This is a genomic window from Chryseobacterium sp. RLHN22, from assembly GCF_051011795.1.
In the GTDB taxonomy this organism is placed as follows: Bacteria; Bacteroidota; Bacteroidia; order Flavobacteriales; family Weeksellaceae; genus Chryseobacterium; species Chryseobacterium zhengzhouense.
On the sequence record NZ_JBPCHW010000004.1, the window covers coordinates 138,875 to 156,689 of the forward strand.

13 protein-coding genes are annotated in these 17,815 nt (G+C 35.0%); 5 read left to right on the top strand and 8 right to left on the bottom strand.

Going from position 1 to position 17,815, the window contains the following annotated elements; all coding sequences use genetic code 11:
- The first annotated feature begins 43 nt into the window (after nucleotides 1-43).
- Nucleotides 44-658, top strand: a complete 615-nt coding sequence (locus ACR1PN_RS05965) for a 4'-phosphopantetheinyl transferase family protein (protein WP_433979264.1) — start codon at nucleotides 44-46, stop codon at nucleotides 656-658.
- Here the strand turns inward: ACR1PN_RS05965 and ACR1PN_RS05970 are convergent.
- The 3 genes from ACR1PN_RS05970 to porU form a co-directional block, all read right to left on the bottom strand.
- Entirely contained in the window at nucleotides 639-2,900 is a 2,262-nt protein-coding gene (locus ACR1PN_RS05970; RefSeq protein WP_378174880.1) for an FUSC family protein, read from the bottom strand. The genes ACR1PN_RS05965 and ACR1PN_RS05970 overlap by 20 nt on opposite strands.
- 162 nt (nucleotides 2,901-3,062) lie before the next feature.
- Complete coding sequence (gene porV / locus ACR1PN_RS05975; protein WP_378174877.1) at nucleotides 3,063-4,229, bottom strand: type IX secretion system outer membrane channel protein PorV; 1,167 nt, start codon at nucleotides 4,227-4,229, stop codon at nucleotides 3,063-3,065.
- Between the two features lie 56 nt (nucleotides 4,230-4,285).
- A complete protein-coding gene (porU, locus tag ACR1PN_RS05980) occupies nucleotides 4,286-8,185 on the bottom strand; it encodes a type IX secretion system sortase PorU (RefSeq protein ID WP_433979265.1) in 3,900 nt (1,299 codons plus the stop codon).
- 165 nt (nucleotides 8,186-8,350) lie between these two features.
- On the opposite strand from porU, the gene gldJ reads away from it, so the two are divergent.
- On the top strand, nucleotides 8,351-9,952 hold the full coding sequence (gene gldJ / locus ACR1PN_RS05985; RefSeq protein WP_378174871.1) for a gliding motility lipoprotein GldJ: 1,602 nt from the start codon (nucleotides 8,351-8,353) through the stop codon (nucleotides 9,950-9,952).
- 151 nt (nucleotides 9,953-10,103) lie between these two features.
- The gene (locus ACR1PN_RS05990; RefSeq protein WP_433979266.1) at nucleotides 10,104-11,375 is read left to right on the top strand and encodes a UDP-N-acetylmuramoyl-tripeptide--D-alanyl-D-alanine ligase; all 1,272 of its coding nucleotides are present in this window, start codon (nucleotides 10,104-10,106) and stop codon (nucleotides 11,373-11,375) included.
- Here ACR1PN_RS05990 and ACR1PN_RS05995 read toward each other — a convergent pair.
- Nucleotides 11,368-11,979, bottom strand: coding sequence for an NUDIX hydrolase (locus ACR1PN_RS05995; protein ID WP_433979267.1), 612 nt, complete (start codon nucleotides 11,977-11,979; stop codon nucleotides 11,368-11,370). The genes ACR1PN_RS05990 and ACR1PN_RS05995 overlap by 8 nt on opposite strands.
- Before the next feature lie 29 nt (nucleotides 11,980-12,008).
- Between ACR1PN_RS05995 and ACR1PN_RS06000 the strand changes: the two genes are divergently transcribed.
- Nucleotides 12,009-12,398, top strand: coding sequence for a hypothetical protein (locus ACR1PN_RS06000; protein WP_034674362.1), 390 nt, complete (start codon nucleotides 12,009-12,011; stop codon nucleotides 12,396-12,398).
- Nucleotides 12,399-12,427: 29 nt separating this feature from the next.
- On the opposite strand, the gene ACR1PN_RS06005 is transcribed toward ACR1PN_RS06000, so the two are convergent.
- Genes ACR1PN_RS06005 through ACR1PN_RS06015 form a run of 3 tightly spaced genes read right to left on the bottom strand, consistent with a single transcriptional unit; the run spans nucleotide 12,428 to nucleotide 15,368 of the window.
- Nucleotides 12,428-13,477, bottom strand: coding sequence for an anhydro-N-acetylmuramic acid kinase (locus tag ACR1PN_RS06005; protein ID WP_433979268.1), 1,050 nt, complete (start codon nucleotides 13,475-13,477; stop codon nucleotides 12,428-12,430).
- A 2-nt stretch (nucleotides 13,478-13,479) separates the two neighbouring features.
- Nucleotides 13,480-14,076, bottom strand: a complete 597-nt coding sequence (gene lptC, locus ACR1PN_RS06010) for an LPS export ABC transporter periplasmic protein LptC (RefSeq protein WP_378174856.1) — start codon at nucleotides 14,074-14,076, stop codon at nucleotides 13,480-13,482.
- Between the two features lie 2 nt (nucleotides 14,077-14,078).
- Nucleotides 14,079-15,368: a hypothetical protein gene (locus tag ACR1PN_RS06015; protein WP_433979269.1), complete on the bottom strand. Its 1,290-nt coding sequence runs from the start codon at nucleotides 15,366-15,368 to the stop codon at nucleotides 14,079-14,081.
- A gap of 249 nt (nucleotides 15,369-15,617) precedes the next feature.
- Between ACR1PN_RS06015 and ACR1PN_RS06020 the strand changes: the two genes are divergently transcribed.
- Nucleotides 15,618-16,736 carry an ATP-binding protein gene (locus ACR1PN_RS06020; RefSeq protein WP_433979270.1) on the top strand — a complete coding sequence of 373 codons (1,119 nt, stop codon included), beginning with the start codon at nucleotides 15,618-15,620 and terminating at the stop codon, nucleotides 16,734-16,736.
- Nucleotides 16,737-16,750: 14 nt separating this feature from the next.
- On the opposite strand, the gene ACR1PN_RS06025 is transcribed toward ACR1PN_RS06020, so the two are convergent.
- Entirely contained in the window at nucleotides 16,751-17,734 is a 984-nt protein-coding gene (locus ACR1PN_RS06025; RefSeq protein ID WP_433979271.1) for a hypothetical protein, read from the bottom strand.
- Between the last annotated feature and the right edge of the window lie 81 nt (nucleotides 17,735-17,815).

Below are 17,815 nucleotides of genomic sequence, written 5' to 3' on the forward strand. Positions count from 1 at the left end.
AACCAAAATTTTTTTCACTATTTTTACCCAATAATATAAAACCATGCCTCTTTACCGGGATTTTTCTGATGATAACGCTACGATTCTCGTATGGAAATACGACGAGAATGATGAGCTGAATATAGATGAACTTTTAGAGCCTGAAAATGCCGAGAAAGTAAAAGATTATCATCCTAAAAAATTGCTGGAGGTTTTAATGGTCAGAAAACTTTTGAAAAGTTTAAAACCTGATTCTAAAATTCTATATAAAGAAAGAGAACCTTTTTTGTCTCCAAAAGATGCTGAAATTTCGATTACGCATTCTTATCCGTTTGCGGCAATTGCCATTTCAAAAAATAAGATAGGTATTGATCTTGAAAAATTCCATCCTAAAATTTTAAGGGTGATCGATAAATTCACCTATGAAAATGAGCGCGGATTTATTCCTTTTGATACCGAAGTTATTTTCTATACCATTATCTGGAGCGTAAAGGAAAGTATGTACAAAATTCATCATTCCAAACACTGGTCGCTGAAAAAACATTATGAAGTAAGACCTTTTGAATTAAAACATCTTCATCACATCAAATGCAGAGTTCACGATGATAAAATTTCTGACGAATTAAAAGCGAGAGTGGAGTTTTTCGACGAGTACTGCTTTACGATTGTTGAGGAGTAATTTCTTCGTTTCTGTATTTTTCAATTACTTTTCGCTGTTCTTTGGCAACATCGTAGATGAGCTCCAAAACATCGTGAATATTTTTAAGTTCCGTTAAATGTGAAATTTTATTCGGATCTCTTGTGTCCAAATGTTCGTTTTCCATAAGCTCAGTTTTTCTTCTGAGGAGCATATCTTCAATAGAAGAATCTTCCGGCTCAAGGCGGCTGTCCATTCTTAAAGTTTCCGGTATTTTCTCGCCGTTAAGAATTGCTGAAACCTGATTCATTTCAGATTCAATTTTTTTCACCCAACTTTCAGAATCAATTTCAGGATATTCGTGATTGTTATTTGCATATTGTGACAGGGATGCGGTATAAGCTGTAATTAAGTGTGAAGTAGCAACAAACTGATGCACAACTTCCAGTTTTTTCTGCTGATTTTTAGGATCGGAAATCATTCTCTGGAAATTATCCGAAAGATTGGCCAAAGAGATGATTGCATTTTTCCGCCTTACTTTATAATCTTCTACATCGAAATCTTCATTGAGAAATTTAGACATGACACTGTGGAAATAGGTAAGATTCGCTTCTGCAGATTTTTTCATTAAATCTAAATTCTGCGTATGCTCCCAAACAGGAAGCACAACATAAGAAACCAGAAAAGCAATAATTCCTGCAATAACTGTATCTACAATCCTGTCTTTGAAAATAACGTTCACATTTCCCGGATTCAGAAAATTGAAGCTCATAAAGACATAGATCGTCATAAATAAAACCGCCCAGAAATATCTTCCTTTCAGTAAACTGAAACATAATATCATACTCAACAGAAGAATCGCAAACAGAATCGCATTTACATGAATGAAATACAGCAAAGCGTAGGCAATTACCGCACCGGCAACCGTTCCGAAAAAACGCAGAAAGTTTCGTTGTTTCGTAATAGAATAGGCCGGTTTTAATATCGCCGTTATTGTAATCAAAATCCAATAGGTGTGACCGATTTCTACAAACGGAAGTAAAGAAACCAGGTATCCCAACAAAAGAGCAACGGTAATTCTTATCGCATGACGGAAATGAGATGAGGTAAGAGAAATATTACTTTTTAAAACTTTAAAGTTGATTTTCTGTTCACTGGGCATAAATTTTTTCAGATCTAAACCAGTAGAAAGACTTTTTGCCAGCTTTACATTCTGGGAAAATACTTTATAAATTTCATTGATTTCCTTTGTAATTTCGTTAATGCGCATCATAATCTGACGTAGAATCATAAAATTCTCGAGATTATCTGGTGTCATTTGTCTGTTTCTAAGTTCAAAATAATGTACATTGAGCTCATGCTCACGATCCTTCAAATTTGCGATAGGTCTTGCTCTTGTGCTGCTTTGCAACGAAATTCCGATGTTGGCAATTTCCTCAGAAAGAATATTAAGATAATCGTGTATTTTGACTAAAATTTCGGTGTCTTCAAAACTTTCCTGTAATTTTTTGTAATCGCTTTCAGAGGTCATCAGTTTTTCGTGAAGATCCATTGAATTCAGGAACATCAGCATCAATAATCGGCTTATTGTAGTGGATTCATTAACGATTGTTCTGGTTTTAAAAACCGTTTCGCGGGTTTCTTCCTGAAGATTTTTTATTTCGATCTGTTTTGCAATAACCTGCAAGCTTAGCTTATCAAAATCAGGATTTTTCTGATAGTAGTTCGCTTTAATTTTAAGAAATTCTGCCAATTGAAGATAATTTTCACCAATCATTTGACTGGCGAGTTTGTACGGCTGAATTGTCGTAACAACAAGGAAAATCAATAAAAACCAGATGCATCCCGCAGCAAATATTACCAGACTTTTCAGAATATTAGCTCCTGTTAAATGTCCGTCAATAAAAATAGCCAAAACTACCAATGCCAAAGAACCTACTGCCGCCAATCTTTGTCCGTAAACTCCGATTAAAGAGAAAAACATCCCAAAGACAACAATTTCTAAAAGTACAAGCGGAATAATTCCCTTGACCAAACTTGCAATCAACGCAACGACTACAAAACAGAAAATAGCAAACGTAAGTGAATTTCTACGTCTGATAAATGGTCCCGGCTGATCGGTTAATGCTACAAAGCTGGTTCCCAAAGGAAAAAGGAAATATTCTTTCAGGATTCCAAAGTAGGAGAGAACTAAACACGGGATCACCGTGGCCAATGTTATTCTTATGGAAGAATAGACATATTGGCTGGTAACGATTTTTTTAAGCTCCGAAGAATAGTTCATATTGCAAAAATAAGGGTTAAATGTGAATTGTCAGTTTTACTTCGTAAGTCAATTGTGAATTTTTATTTAATTTATCAAAAGGTATTGAGATGTTTTCAAAATTATTGAAAATAAAAAAAGCCTCATAAAAATGAGACTTTTCAGAATTTTATATGATATTTTTTAATAATCTACATTAGAAGTCTCGTCACCGATGTTCCAGGTAAGACCGAAACGAAGTGTGTTATCCAAAGCAGTATTAATTTTAGACATATTAATCAGGTAAGAAACATCAAGACCGAAAGAACGGTATTTCAAACCAATACCTGCAGTTGCAAACTGTCTTGCTCCCTGCTCTTCACTTTCGTGGAAATAACCTGTTCTTACAGAGAATGCATTGTCATAAGAATATTCTAATGCACCACTCATCATGATTGAATTAGGATTTTTGAATGATTTTCCGATTCCTGACATTACCCCAACGTTTGGAACTGCGTAGATCGGCTGTCTTGTATTCGGGTCATTACCTACAAATTCTGATCCGGGTACTAAGATTTTAGAACCTTCTACAGAAATTCCCACTCTGTTCATATCGTCAAGATACATATCGTACCCAACTCCTAATCTTGCCATTGTAGGAAGATAAGATCTTGAATTTTCGTCTCCTGTGTAATCTAATTTAGGACCTAAGTTACTGATCGCAAAACCTGCATTCACTTTACCATCCATCCCTCCAATGCTTGAGAATCTTGGTGAGGTATAGTATCCTGAAACGTCTACTGCAAAAGTATTTGCAGGCTTCAATGTAGTATCTGTGTTGAATCCGCCGGATAAATCTGAACGGATGAATCTACCGGTAACCGCCATTGAATAAGAATCTGATAATTTCAGACCGTAAGCAACGTCAATTGAGAATTCGTTTGGTTTTGAAACCCCGTTTGAAGTTACAGTGTTGTCTACTCCCAGTTCAGTAAGTTCTACTTCTCCCATATTGAAGTAATAGATACTTGCAGAGATGGTAGATCTTTCTTCCTGACCTAAAAACTTATGGAAAGCACCATACAATAAAAATACATCATTGGTCAGTTTTCCCATATATGGAGTGTAGTTTAAACCTACAGAAGAACTTGTTCTGCTAAAAGGATATTTTGCCGCATTCCAGAATTGTGAGAAAGCATCCGGTGAAGTTACCACACCCTGATCTCCCATACCTCCTGATCTTGCATCTGGTGCGATTCTAAGGAATGGAGCTCCGGTTAATACAGGTCTTACCTGACTCAAATCTTGTGCATAGCCTAAAAACCCGGCACTCAAACCAATCCCTAAAAGCAGTTTAGTAGTTAAATTCATATGTTGTCTTTTATATATTATCAGTTTTTTATTGATATTCCTATTTAATTATTTATTTACTTCAAAAGTACCATTTTTTCTACAGCTGTAGCACTACCTTTGCATTTTTCTTGATTTTGACTTTTTGCAAATATCTTAAAAATATACGTACCTTTTGCAACTGTGTCACCAAAATCGTCTTTTCCGTCCCATTCTATTGCCTGACGTGGGGTTCTAAAGCCCTGTAGGACCGGTTCTGCCACTACAACATTTGTTAAAGTTCTTACCAGTTTTCCTGTAATTGTATAAATCTGAACATTTACATCCAGAATATCATCACAGTTGTGTTCAAACTGTACGTACGTCTTATTGGTAAAAGGATTCGGCCAGTTCAACGGTCTGTTGATGATCAAATGCTGATCGGCTTCGTCTTTAACCTCAAAGTTTAACGTTTCGGTGGTCGAATTATTGTTTATGTCCCAAACTTTAAATGTTAATTGATGTTGTCCTATTGCAAGGTTTCTGAAAGGGTAAGATACATTCCCTTTCTGATAGTCTGCCAAAGCAGGATTTATACATCCGTTTCCTTCACCCGAAGAGAAAAAGTCATTTAAAACGACCGTGTTAATAATTTGTCCGTCCAAATATACAGTAATATCGTGACCAATACCAGATCCTGTTGAATTTATTCCGGTATCATCTGTTAAACAAGCCAAAAGCATAGGGTTTTGATCTGTGATTCCACCGTTTGCAAAATTGGTGTTGTTCATATAAAGTTTAACTTTTGGAGGTTCGTTATCATTAATTCCGTTAGGATTAAGATCACCTACTCTCACCGTCTGATTGTTGAATACATCAATAGATTTATTGTCTGCATATCCTAAAATTCTACCATCTCCTACAGCATAATTAATATCTTTCGGAACGTAAAATTCTACAGTGAATACGCCGTTTACGGCAGTTCCGGAAGCTTTTACAATGGCACTCCCTTCTTCTGTGTATTGCAGTTGCGGAGTGAGACCTCCGTCATTATTTAAAGTAGTCTTATTTAATCTTTTGTCAAAAATATTAATAACAACTCTTCCGTTGAATGATGTATTTACTGTTCCGTTTGGATTATTAATATGTCCTGTTACTTTCACAAAATCCAGACCTCTGATCAATCCCGGAACCGGAGATTCTATGTTATCGATCACCAATAATCTTTGCGGTCTGCTCAACTTCATCGCCGGATCTCCCAAAACATTTACTTTTAAATGATTTGAATCGCCGGGTTTTAATTTTCTTGCATTCAAATGAGCATTTCCGATGGTGTTGAAATCGTCGCTGGTCATTCTAAACATTTCTTTTGTGTAAAGATCAGTAAACAACTCACCATATGAAACACTTACAGCCCTGCTTGAAGTAATCATTGCGGCAGGGCCTCCCTGTTTTAATTTGATGAACTGTTCTCCTGCTGAAAAAGTAGAAGGCTCATCCCACAATGTAAATTCACAAGTAATGGTTGAAACAAAAGGAAATCTGCTGTATACATTTGAGAAATTATTAGAATTCTGAATTTCATCCGTTGTTAATACTCTTTCCTGTGCCCATCCGTTAATACCGCCATGCCCAAAATAGAACATATAAAGGCTGTTTCCGATATCGTTCGATATTGCCTGATTTACCTGAGGATATCTTTGACCACCAGCCGTACTCTGCGCCTGAAAAGCATCCAGATACAATTTTCTTACGTTGTACTCCTTAAGATCTGTTGTAGCAGGATTCTCAAACGTAGCGACCAGAGAGTTGTTCATGGTGTTGTGAAAAGGTATCGTATTATCATTATCATCGTCAACGATAAAATCAAGTTTCATTCTCCATTCTCCGAAAGGTGTTGACTGACCAGGTAACGAATTATAATAAGCTAATGTTTTATCAACCATATTTGCAGCTTCGGTAGGATTAGCTGCGGGTATTCTGCCTATCGGCATGGCAGGAATATTATTGTAAATGTATTCAGATGTCTGAGGAAGAGTCAATGTAATGTAATCGTCAGTTACATAAGAACCTACAAAATCTGCAGATTCCTCACTTTGATAACTTGAGACAATATTAGAATTATTAGGAACTCTGTTCTTATAATCATAAGAAGCATCGCCTACAATAAGTACATACTTCAAAGTTCCTGAAGGTGTATTTAGCTTGGTGATAAAATCTCTTATGGCTGTAAGATCTCTGCTTCCGCTGCCAAATTCATTATAAATTTTGTCCGTATCTACAATTTGAACATTGTAGTTGTTTTTTGTCTGATGGTAATTAGCTACTCTTTGAGCCTGAGCCATAAATGGTGGAGTAGTAATGATCAAATAGTCCACATTCTGTAATGCCGATAGATTCTGATTGGCAACTCTTCCCACAAATTGCGGAGAAAACGCTGCATCTGCTCTGAAAGCTACAAATTCATTGTTAAAATTAACATTATTGGCAGCATACCCAAAATTAAAACTTCCGCTTCCTGTAGCTTTATTTACTCTTCTATTGGCATTGGTAATATCGGTAACATCCCAAACCTGTTCCATATTTCCTGTATTTGAAATGCTGAATCCATACTGGGTTCCCGTTCCTGTTGCCAGTGAAAAATCTCTGAAGCTCATTTGCGAGCCATTGTATTTCAGATCTTCCTTATATTGTACTTCCACATAATCCAAATAAAAAGTACCATTAGGATTGGTCGTAATGCTTGGTTTATAATTGATCGTAATCTGATTCCCTGAAAGATTATTGGCAAATCCTGTATATTGAATAGGATAAAAATCGGGGAGCGGAGTCGTTCCTGGTGGCACAAGGCTTTGAGAATAAGGATTTTGGCCGTTGATGTCAAAATCAATTTTATTATTCTGTGATCTCCAGGCAACAACATTTGTTCTGTAGCGAATAATATCTCCACTCTGGATGGGTGAATTGAGATTAAATGTAACAGCTTTATCATCAATAAAGCTTTGATCTTCTACCCAAATTCTTCCCACCTTCACTAAATTTTTTTCATCTTTATTGATAACCTGATAGTCATCATATCTCGTGATCAGTGGGGTTGCAGGTAAGTTTAAATCAATATTCTGAACTCTTTTCCCTTCTCCCTTATCAAAATTGATATAATAATAAGAAAAGTCTTCGTAAATATTTTTCAGATTTTCACTGCGGTCATTTCTGCTATCAGTTCTTTTAATACCGTTTCCGTTCGATTTGTTGTAAAGATTGTAGCCATTAGGTCCCTGTGCATAGAAAAGTGCATAATCACCATCATTCCACACGCCGTCATCTTCTCCAACTACCTGTATGGCATTTTCCTGAAGCGCACTGTATTTTACATCCTGATTGAATTCAGGTAACATAATTCCCCCATTTCCGTAAATTCTAAAATTTTTCGGATTGATGTTGGACGGATTCATCCCATTATCTCTTAAAAATTGGCTCGTAATTTTAAAAATTCCCGATTTGTCAACCTTGATTTTATAAAAAGTTCCACTGGAAAGCGGGTTTTGTGTTGTTCCAACTTTAGCAGCAACTACATTGGATAACGAATTATTTACTTCAGTAACATCAAAAGATGAAAGTCTTTGAATTCTTCCTTTTACTTTCTTAAAAAGACCAACATGTACACTTGCATATCTTTCTCCTTCAGAGTAATAATAATTTATATCTGCAATATCATAATCCTGAATTAAATTTTTATCCAGATCAAATAAATCCTTAGCAGATACCGTTTCCCAAATAAGATTAGAGACACGAAGCTGTTTTTCTCCTGCCTTTTGCTGATTAATTATAAAAATATTATTTTGGCTGTAAGAAAAACCTTCATTTTTAAAATTCGGAAGATTTAATTTAGTATCGCCATAATCTTGGATTTTAGCTCCTTCCCAGCTGATAGAAACTCGTTGAGCCCAAGCAATTGATACAAAAGCAAATACAAATAAGAGAGTTAATTTTAGTCTCATGTTTATGTTTGAAATTTCTGAATTACAAAATAAATGAAAATTTTATAATTAATTTGTGATACCATAAAATTAATTTGTTAAGATTTTTCAAAAAAATCAAATCTTTATTTGATTTATTGAATAATTTATTTTTTCTTTGTACTTTGAATAATATTTATATCGACTATGAAAAAACTAAAGTTGTTTTCATTAATAGCATTAAGTTCTACACTTGCATTAACCAGTTGTGGTGGTTCAGGCACTTCCGGAGGCGGCGGTACTAAAAAGTTTGTCAGCAAGACAGGTTGGAAACCAAACGAAAAACAGGGTTGGTTTTTTGCAGGAAAGCAACAGAAACAAAAAGGTTGGCCGGGGATGGTATATGTAGAAGGTGGAACTTTTACCATGGGATTAGTGAAAGATGATGTAATGCACGATTGGAATAACACACCGCGAAGAATGCAGGTGAGTTCATTCTTTATCGGTGAAACTGAGATTACTAACTACGAATACCGCGAATACCTTACATGGTTGAAGTATGTATTCCCACCAAGTGACCCAAGCTTCAAAGAAATCTACAACGGTGCTTTACCTGATACGCTGTTATGGGATAACAAACTTTCAAGAAACGATTATAACGAAACGTATTTCCGTTCTCCTGAATTTGATTACTATCCCGTAGTAGGAGTTTCTTGGACTCAGGCAAACAGATACTGCGAATGGTTGACTGACAGAGCAAACGAAAAAGCTTTGATGCAGGCAGGTATTATTGCAAAAGATTTGTACATCAACGAATCAAACAACCAAGGTGGAACTGCATTCAATATGGATAAATTCAAATCGAATGATCCTGAAATGCAAGGTTACATCAATGAAAAAAGAATGCAGCAAAGAACTGGTATGAAAACAACCAACCAGAGACTTTTAGCTGCGAATGGAGCTCCAAATGCAGCAATGGTTACAAAGTTCAGACTTCCAACTGAAGTTGAATGGGAATATGCTGCTCTAGGCATGGAGAAAAACAGAGAATATAATAATTATTTAGATAAAAAACCTCAGATCGACCTTCTTAGAGGTACCAAAGGTAAAAACAGAGGGATGATCCTTGAAAACTTCAAACAAGGAAGAGGAGATTATTCAGGACCTGCAGGTTGGAAAAATGATGGTGCTGCTCAAACTTCAGATGTTAGACAGTTCCCTTCAAACAACATTGGTATCTACGGTATGTTTGGTAACGTTGCAGAATGGACTGCTGATGTATACAGACCAATCATTGATGAAGAAGCAAGTGATTTCAATTATTACAGAGGAAATATGCCTCAGGCTATCGTAAGAAATGGTGACGGAACTTACAAAATGGTAGACGAAGGTTCAATTCAATACGATACTTTGGCAGACGGACGTTTAGTTTACAAAAATCTACCAGGTCAGTTTGAAAGAAAAACTATTGCAGATTACAGAAACTATAGAGATGGTGACAGACAGTCTTCATTAGACTATAGAAATGTAAGCGATTCTGCTGCATCTTATAATATGTATAATGCTCCTGCTAAGAAATTTATCGTTGATGCAAACGGTAGAGTAGTTATGCAGAAAGATACCAAAGACAGAACCTCTGCAATCTCTAATGATATCAGAGTTGTGAAAGGTGGTTCTTGGCAAGATTCAGCATATTGGTTGGATCCGGGACAGAGAAGATACAAAAACCAGTCGGCTGGTTATGGTTGGATCGGTTTCCGTGTAGCTCAGGATGCTAGAGTAAACGACAAATCTAGAACGAGAAGATAATATTTATCAAAATACTTAAAAAAAACCTCCCGAATTTCCGGGAGGTTTTTTATTTTTGAATGCTGAAAATATGTCGATAGTAAGTTGTCTTTAAATAGATTTTACCGCACATTTTTCGAAAATTTTAGAAAAAGTAATACCCTATTTTCAAATGAATACAGAACAGTTTTATCCGATCTATTTAAAAGCAGATAAAGTTACGATCGACAGTAGAAAAATTACTGCAAATGACATTTTCTTTGCTTTTTCTGGAGAAAATTTCGACGCTGCAACGGTGGCTGAAAAAGCGATTGAACAAGGTGCTTGGGCTGTAATTGTTGAAAATAAGGAGTTTGAAAATTCAGAAAAGAATATTTTCTATGTTCCGTCTACGCTTGAGTTTTTACAACAACTCGCTATTCATCACAGGAATCAATTAAGTATCCCAATTATCGGGCTTACCGGAAGTAATGGTAAAACGACTACCAAAGAGCTTATTCATGCTGTACTTTCAGAGAAATATAATGTTCAGTATACTTTTGGAAATTTAAACAATCATATTGGTGTTCCTTTAACGCTGCTTTCCATTAAACCTGAACATGAAATGGCTGTAATTGAAATGGGAGCAAACCATCAGAAGGAGATTGAGCTGTTAAGTAATATTGCAAAACCGAATTTCGGATACATTACCAATTTTGGTAAAGCTCATTTAGAAGGTTTTGGTGGTTTCGAAGGAGTTATCAAAGGTAAATCTGAGTTGTATGATTATCTTAAAACGAATCAACAAACAATTGTAGTTAATGAAAATGATCCGATTCAGGTTGAAAAAACAGAAAACTACTTACATAAAATTACTTTCGGAAAAGAAAGCTCAGATTACCAGTTCGAGCTGGTTTCCATAGATCATTTTGTTGGGTTGAAATATCAGAATGAAAAGGTTTTATCTAAGCTTACAGGTGATTATAACTTTACCAATCTTTGTGCAGCGGTGAGTTTAGGTTTTCATTTTGGAGTCGATTTTACGCTGATTAAAAAGGCAATTGAGAAATATACGCCCACCAATATGCGTTCTCAAATCGTAAAAAAGGACGGTAAGACATTAGTTTTAGATACTTACAATGCCAATCCAAGTTCGATGTCTGCTTCTTTAAACAATTTTATAACATTTGAAGGCTCAAAAACCATTATTATCGGTGATATGTTAGAACTTGGAGAAGAGAGCGAAAAAGAACATCAGGACATTCTAAATTTGGCTGAAAACTTAGGGTTTAACCAAATCATTACCGTTGGAAAACAGTTTAAGAACGTCAATATACATTCTGCTTCTTTTGAAAAGACAGATGATTTAATCGAGTTTTTAAAGGAAAATAAAATTCAGTCGGATAATATTCTGCTTAAAGCTTCACGCGGAATTTCTCTGGAAAAAGCAATCGATTTTATTTAGATTTCGAATCCCAGAATTCTTTTATAATCAGTTTTATATTTTTAAAAGTGCTTGGAAAGACTTCATCGGTTATCTGATCGGTGTTTTTCCAGGCAACTTCAGTGATTCCTTCTTCAATCTGAGGTTTGGAAGTATCTTCACCATCAAAAAACATTTCAAACCAATGGGTGTATTTCAGAACACGATCACCGTTTCTTTCGGTGTAAATATGGTAGGTTGTATTGATAAAATCTTTTAGTTCCACATGGGTTAAGCCTGTTTCTTCTTCAATCTCCCTTACTGCAGATTCTTCACGGGATTCGCCTTTTTCCATTTTACCTTTCGGGAGATCCCATTTACCGAGTCTTTTGATGAAGAGGATGTCTCCGTTGGGCTTGTTCACAATTCCTCCCGCTGCCTCAATAATTCTGAAAAGCTTTTTAAATTCAGACCATATTTCATCGATTGGTTCACCAAAAACATTCAGTTCTGAAGTTGAAGTATTCTGTAAGAGATCAAGCGCAATTTCTAAAGTTGTGAAACTTTCATATTTTAAGGTTTTCTCTAAGTTTTCAGAGTTCTTAGATATCAATAATTTTTTTTCGTTCACAAAAACTTTATACATTTGTAGTAATTTAAATACAAAAATAAAAAATGAATTTAGAAGGACGAAAAATTATTGTCAATAAATCATCTAAAGATTTGTCTGAGTTGCTGAAATCTCCTGAAAATTATAAAGAATTTATGCCGGATGGTCTTCAGAAGTTCGAAACCAGAGAAGATGGTTTCAAATTCGGACTTCAGGGAATGCCGGAAATTGCATTGAAAATCGATGAAGTTACCGACGAAAAGGCAGTTTTAAAATCAGCCAGCTCAAGTTTAGATTTTGCTCTTACGGCGACTTTAAAACCGTTGAATGAAAATCAGACTGAGGTTCAGATGCTTTTTGAAGGAAAATTTAATCCTTTCATTAAAATGATGGTTGAAAAGCCGCTTCAAAATTTTATCAATACGCTTACCGATAAGATAGAAGCTTATAAATAAAACAAAAACCTTCAGAAATGAAGGTTTTTTTATACAATAATTCCTGAGCTGTGATCGTGTGAACTTCCCGTTGCTGAAGCCAGAATATTTATTTCATTGTTCCGCCTTAAAACTCCCATAAAAGCAAAAATCAAAGCTTCTTTAAAATCAATAATCTGTGTTTCAGGAATAATGATTTGAGATTGGGTTTTAGCTTTAATTCTTTCGATAAGAAATTCATTGTAAGTTCCTCCTCCGGTAAACAATACTTTTTTCAGCTGATTTTCATTTATTGTTTTCGAAATCTGTTCCGCTGCGTGTTCTGTGAAAGTAGTTAATAGATCTAAATTCTCAGCTATCGGAAATAAAGGGAAGATGTTTTTGTTGCACCACTCAATTCCTAAAGATTTAGGATTGGATTGAGCGTAAAAATCAAGAGCATTAAGTTGTTCTAAAAGTTGAACATTAACGTTACCTTTTCTCGCTAAATCACCGTTTTTATCATAATTCTGATTGAAGTTTTCGGCGAGTTTATTTAAAATAATATTCACCGGAGCAATGTCAAAAGCAATCCTTTTATGCTCTTTAATAAATGAAATGTTAGAAAATCCGCCCAAATTAAGACAAGCATCATACTCGGAAAATAGTAATTGATCACCGATAGGAACTAAAGGGGCACCATTTCCACCAAATAAAACATCCTGAGAACGGAAATCGTAGATGACAGGAATTTGTGTTTCTGCTTTTATGGCTCTGCCATCGCCAATTTGAAGGGTAAATTTTCTTTGCGGCTGATGAAAAACGGTATGACCGTGGGAAGCAATCAAATCAATTTCGTCAAGTTGATTGGTCTTAATAAAATTTTTGACTGCTTTACCTAAATAGAAACCATATTCGGAATGTAAAGTCAACAAATCCTGTGAAGAAAGATGTATCGAATTTCTTAGCTGCGTTTCTAAATCTTTAGGATAGGGAAGAGTCTCGGCTTCTAATACTTTAAAATTCCACCTGGAGTTTTCTTTCCAAAACTCTGCAAAGCAAATGTCGAGACCATCAAGGCTGGTTCCGGACATTAAACCTATGGCTTTTAAAGCAGTCATCGTTACGGTTTTGGTTGGGCAATCTGCGTTTTGCTTACATCAAGATCTCCTGAATTGTTGAAAAATTTATATTCGGAGAAATCGTCTTTTGCAGTCATCCCATTGGCATGTACCATTGTAGAACCGTCTTCCATTGTTGCATAAACGGTATCCCTTGTATAAATTCTTTTTTTATTCTGATCCCAAAAAACGCTTTGTGTAGCAAATCTTTGTCCGTCGCTGGTAAGGATTTTTACATTTCCGCGTGCCTCATAAAACTTTTTGTAATCGTAGATTTTAGCAAATTTTGCCGTAATATTTCCCGGGTTTTTGGGTTTCTTTTTGTCAAAAAATTCAATTCTCATCCCTTTTCTGGCAACCGTATATTGGCTGTCAATCAATTCGTATTTTTCGATGATAGGAGCAGTTGCTTTCAACGTAATAAATCCCGAATCTCTCTGTATAATTACGGCATTATGAATAACCTGTGAAGGGAAATTTTTATTGTCGTTCCCCTTTACTTTGGTAAGATCTTCTTCGCAGGAAGTCAATATAAAAAATATAGCACAACTTAAAAGGTATGCTATATTTTTAAATGCTTTATGTGAAATTAAATTCATTATTAATTATAAAGTTGCTTTCTGAACCATCTGTCAGCAAAATTGAAACCAACTTTTACGTTAAAGAAGTTCTGATTGATCAGGTTATCTTTAAGCGTTCCTCTTTTTCCAAGTTCTACACCGATTTCAAGACCACTCATTCTCGAGATGTTGCTGTTTTTGAATGGCAACATAACCCCTGCAGAAATACCGAATTTATTGATGCTGTTCCCGGCAAGTTCTATACTTCCTTTTTCATAAAAAGCTCCGTAACGGTAAACAACTCTTGAGAAATAACTTCTGAAGTTATTGTAGTTTGGCAAATACCAACCTCCCGCAGAAATTCTGTAAGAATCTTTAAAGTCGAATGAATTTCCGAAATAGCTTACAGATTCTCCTTTTTTATAATCGATCTGCCCTGAAACAAACCATTGGTTCTCGCTTCCATAACCAACTCCGACAGAAGCCTGTAACGGTAAAAGATTATTTGAGCTCGTGCTTCTTTTTTCTATGATTGATTCGTTAGCTTTTACATCTACATCGCTGTAATAATAGGTACTGTTTACGTATTCAGTGGTCATATTACTGGTGTTTCCGAATGTAGCTGTAGCACCGATCGTTAGTTTATGGTCATTACGATCTATACTCTGATAGCTGGATCCTAAAGTGAAATTGAAGTTTTTTATACTGTTCTTCGTCTCATAGCCATTAATCAATTCAGCATTTGATGCTGTAAACTCATTAAGGTCATAAAGATTCCCAAAATAGAAATTGGCTCTTGCTCCTACGGAAAAGTTTGAATTCACTTTATAAGAAATAGCAGCCTGAGCTGTATTTAAAGTTCCACTTCCTTTAAATTTATTTCCATAAATCGTTTCCTGCTCCGTTATTGGATCCTTTATCGTTTCTGTATGGATAATTTCATAGCTTTTAGAGCTGTAAGGCTGATACAAAAGCCCCATTTTTATTTTTGAAGAAATAGGGAAAGCAATTGATATATTAGATAAATACGTAGAATGTTTTGTAGACTTCGTATTGTTATAATCAGTTTTAAAGTAATTGTTTTCGTTGGTTGCCTCAAGTTTGATGCTTGTCAGTTCAAAATTGCTGTTGTTTGCAGGGTTTCCGAAATTAAAATTACTCGTGAAATCACTTATGAAAGCAGTCGAAATACCTCCCATAGAAGAGGTTTCAATCGTATTATCATATTTTACATCTCCAATTCCATAAACTGCATAAGGAGAGTTACTTAAACTCTGTGCGTTCAGGAAATACCCAACCGAAATAAATGATACTACAAGAATTTTTTTCATTCTATATTTTTAAAATAATGCGCAAATATCTTAAATATTAATGAATTGTAAAAATTTACTGAGGTTAAAGTTTGTTAAGGGGGATTTTGGTGCGAATTGTATATGTTAAATAGTGAATCAGCTTTACTGTGAATAATGAATTTCTAATATTTAATAACAGAAAATGTTTAGAGTAAATTGACAATTAACTTGCAAAGCAAAATTGCCCATTGGTAAATTATCCGTTCTAAAAATTCTTATCTTTGAAGCATGAATTGGGAAAACATTGCCGGACAGGAAAATCTTAAAAAATTACTGAAAGACAGCATCACCGAAAACCGTGTGAGCCACGCCCAGCTTTTCATCGGAAAAGAAGGTTATGGTACTTTGCCATTGGTTTTAGCTTACGCAAGAGAGATTCTGAAAAACGAAAGTGAGCATGCTGCTTCTAAAGTTGAGCATCTTAATCACCTTGATTTGCATTTCAGCTTTCCCGTGTTTACAGAAGGAAAAACGGCGGTCAGCAAAAACAGGTTTGATGACTTCCGTGAAATGATTCTTAATTCTCCCTATGCAAGTTTTGATGACTGGACGACTCATTTGGAATCTGAAAATAAGCAATTTTTTATTTCAGCGGATGAAGTTGATGACCAGAATCAAAAATTTGCTCTAAAAAGTTTTGAAGGCGGCACAAAAATTCTGATTGTTTGGAGAGCCGATAAAATGAATGTTGCTGCATCGAATAAATTCCTGAAATTTCTTGAAGAGCCACCTGCAAAAACGATTATTCTTCTTACGGCAGAAAGTACAGACGATATTTTACCTACCATTTTATCAAGAACTCAGCTGATCGAAGTTCCGAGAATCAATGATGAAGATATAGAAGCTTATCTGAAGAATAATTTTCAGATTTCAACAGAAAAAATAAAAGAAATTGTTCATCAGGCGCAAGGAAATCTTAATGATGCTATTAATTTTTTAAAATCGGAAAATAAAAATCCGGAGTTTGAAAAGCTTTTTGTACAATGGGTTCGTGATGCATTTATGGTAAAAAAGAAACCTGAATTTCTTAAAAATATTATTCTGTGGGCAAGAGAAATTGCCGGCTGGAATAGAGAAAAGCAGAAAAATTTTCTTAATTATGCTTCGGAGATTTTCAGATTGGCTTTGTTGCAGAACTATCAGTCGCAGGATTTGGTTTACAAAAAAATCGAGGCAAACGGCTTCAATTGGGAAGGTTTTTCAAAATTCATCAGTGGAGCAAATATCATCAGTATTTTAGATGAAATTAACGATGCGGATCTTCATTTAACAAGAAACGGAAACCCTAAAATTGTCTGGACTGATTTAGGAATAAAGCTTTCAAGGTATATTCACAAGAATTCTTAATCTTAAATTTTAAATTATTGCTGAAGATTATTTTTGAACTCTAAATATTCCTTTTCCATAAAATCGTTTTTACCAAGCTGAATGCGCATCGATTCTATATTTTTTATTGTAGACTGCAGTGCAGTTGTAAACCAAGGGAATTCCTGACTTAAAGAAGTGAGTTTGGCAAGTGCGCGCAGACCTGTATTTTCAGATTCGGATAATTTTACGGCGTGTTCATAACGAAATACTGGACAATAATAATATTCCTCTGCAACATAATCCCATGTTTCAAGATCTGCATCGCTGTTAATAAGATAGGCCATTGCAAAAACCGATGAATCTAAATAATTTTCTGAAAAAATAAAACAGTCAAATATATTTTGTGAATCATTTTGTTTCATTTTCTTTTCCAGAACATCACCAATAATCTGATGGCTTTTTTCCCTTTTTACGGTATCTTTAGATAAATGAAGTACACTGGCATATTCCACTTTTGCCAAATCATTGTTGGGAGCATTTTCATAGGCTTTTTTTGCGTAAATCATTGCAGAATCATTATCCAGTAAAATTCTGTGAAGTTTAGAGGCAGCTACTAATTCTTCTACAGTCAACTGATTTTTAACTTCGACCTTTTTTCTGAAGTAATTCAGAGATTTTGTAGCATATCTGTCTTTTGTAAAGCGTTCCATGATTTGCCAGTCTTGTAATTTTTCCAATTGGGAATGATCCCAAAATTCATAAAGTACAGACATTCTATCCCATTTAGACTGAATTTCAGCCCACTTCGAAAATATTTGAGGATAGGCTAAGTATGACGGGACACTTTTTCCGTTTTGATCTTTGCTGTCAAGACTGATATCTGAAGCGGGATCCGAATAATATCTTTTATAGGCTTCTACAATTTCTACATCGAACTTTGCTCCGGATTCCGACATTTTGAATGATTGATCTTCTACAGAAGAATTGATTTTCTCTGTTTGTTTTTTTTTGCCGAAAAGAAAACTGAAAAAGCCCATAAAAATTGATTTTAAGTAAATATAAAATTAATTCAAAATATACTAAGAATTAAAATAAAATTAAAAATTCAATCAATCGTT

What these genes read in the sequence shown, in the direction of transcription:
- ACR1PN_RS05965 (WP_433979264.1), top strand. Translation starts at nt 44, where the DNA reads ATGCCTCTTTACCGGGATTTTTCTGATGATAACGCTACGATTCTCGTA.
- ACR1PN_RS05970 (WP_378174880.1), bottom strand. Translation starts at nt 2,900, where the DNA reads ATGAACTATTCTTCGGAGCTTAAAAAAATCGTTACCAGCCAATATGTC.
- porV (WP_378174877.1), bottom strand. Translation starts at nt 4,229, where the DNA reads ATGAATTTAACTACTAAACTGCTTTTAGGGATTGGTTTGAGTGCCGGG.
- porU (WP_433979265.1), bottom strand. Translation starts at nt 8,185, where the DNA reads ATGAGACTAAAATTAACTCTCTTATTTGTATTTGCTTTTGTATCAATT.
- gldJ (WP_378174871.1), top strand. Translation starts at nt 8,351, where the DNA reads ATGAAAAAACTAAAGTTGTTTTCATTAATAGCATTAAGTTCTACACTT.
- ACR1PN_RS05990 (WP_433979266.1), top strand. Translation starts at nt 10,104, where the DNA reads ATGAATACAGAACAGTTTTATCCGATCTATTTAAAAGCAGATAAAGTT.
- ACR1PN_RS05995 (WP_433979267.1), bottom strand. Translation starts at nt 11,979, where the DNA reads ATGTATAAAGTTTTTGTGAACGAAAAAAAATTATTGATATCTAAGAAC.
- ACR1PN_RS06000 (WP_034674362.1), top strand. Translation starts at nt 12,009, where the DNA reads ATGAATTTAGAAGGACGAAAAATTATTGTCAATAAATCATCTAAAGAT.
- ACR1PN_RS06005 (WP_433979268.1), bottom strand. Translation starts at nt 13,477, where the DNA reads ATGACTGCTTTAAAAGCCATAGGTTTAATGTCCGGAACCAGCCTTGAT.
- lptC (WP_378174856.1), bottom strand. Translation starts at nt 14,076, where the DNA reads ATGAATTTAATTTCACATAAAGCATTTAAAAATATAGCATACCTTTTA.
- ACR1PN_RS06015 (WP_433979269.1), bottom strand. Translation starts at nt 15,368, where the DNA reads ATGAAAAAAATTCTTGTAGTATCATTTATTTCGGTTGGGTATTTCCTG.
- ACR1PN_RS06020 (WP_433979270.1), top strand. Translation starts at nt 15,618, where the DNA reads ATGAATTGGGAAAACATTGCCGGACAGGAAAATCTTAAAAAATTACTG.
- ACR1PN_RS06025 (WP_433979271.1), bottom strand. Translation starts at nt 17,734, where the DNA reads ATGGGCTTTTTCAGTTTTCTTTTCGGCAAAAAAAAACAAACAGAGAAA.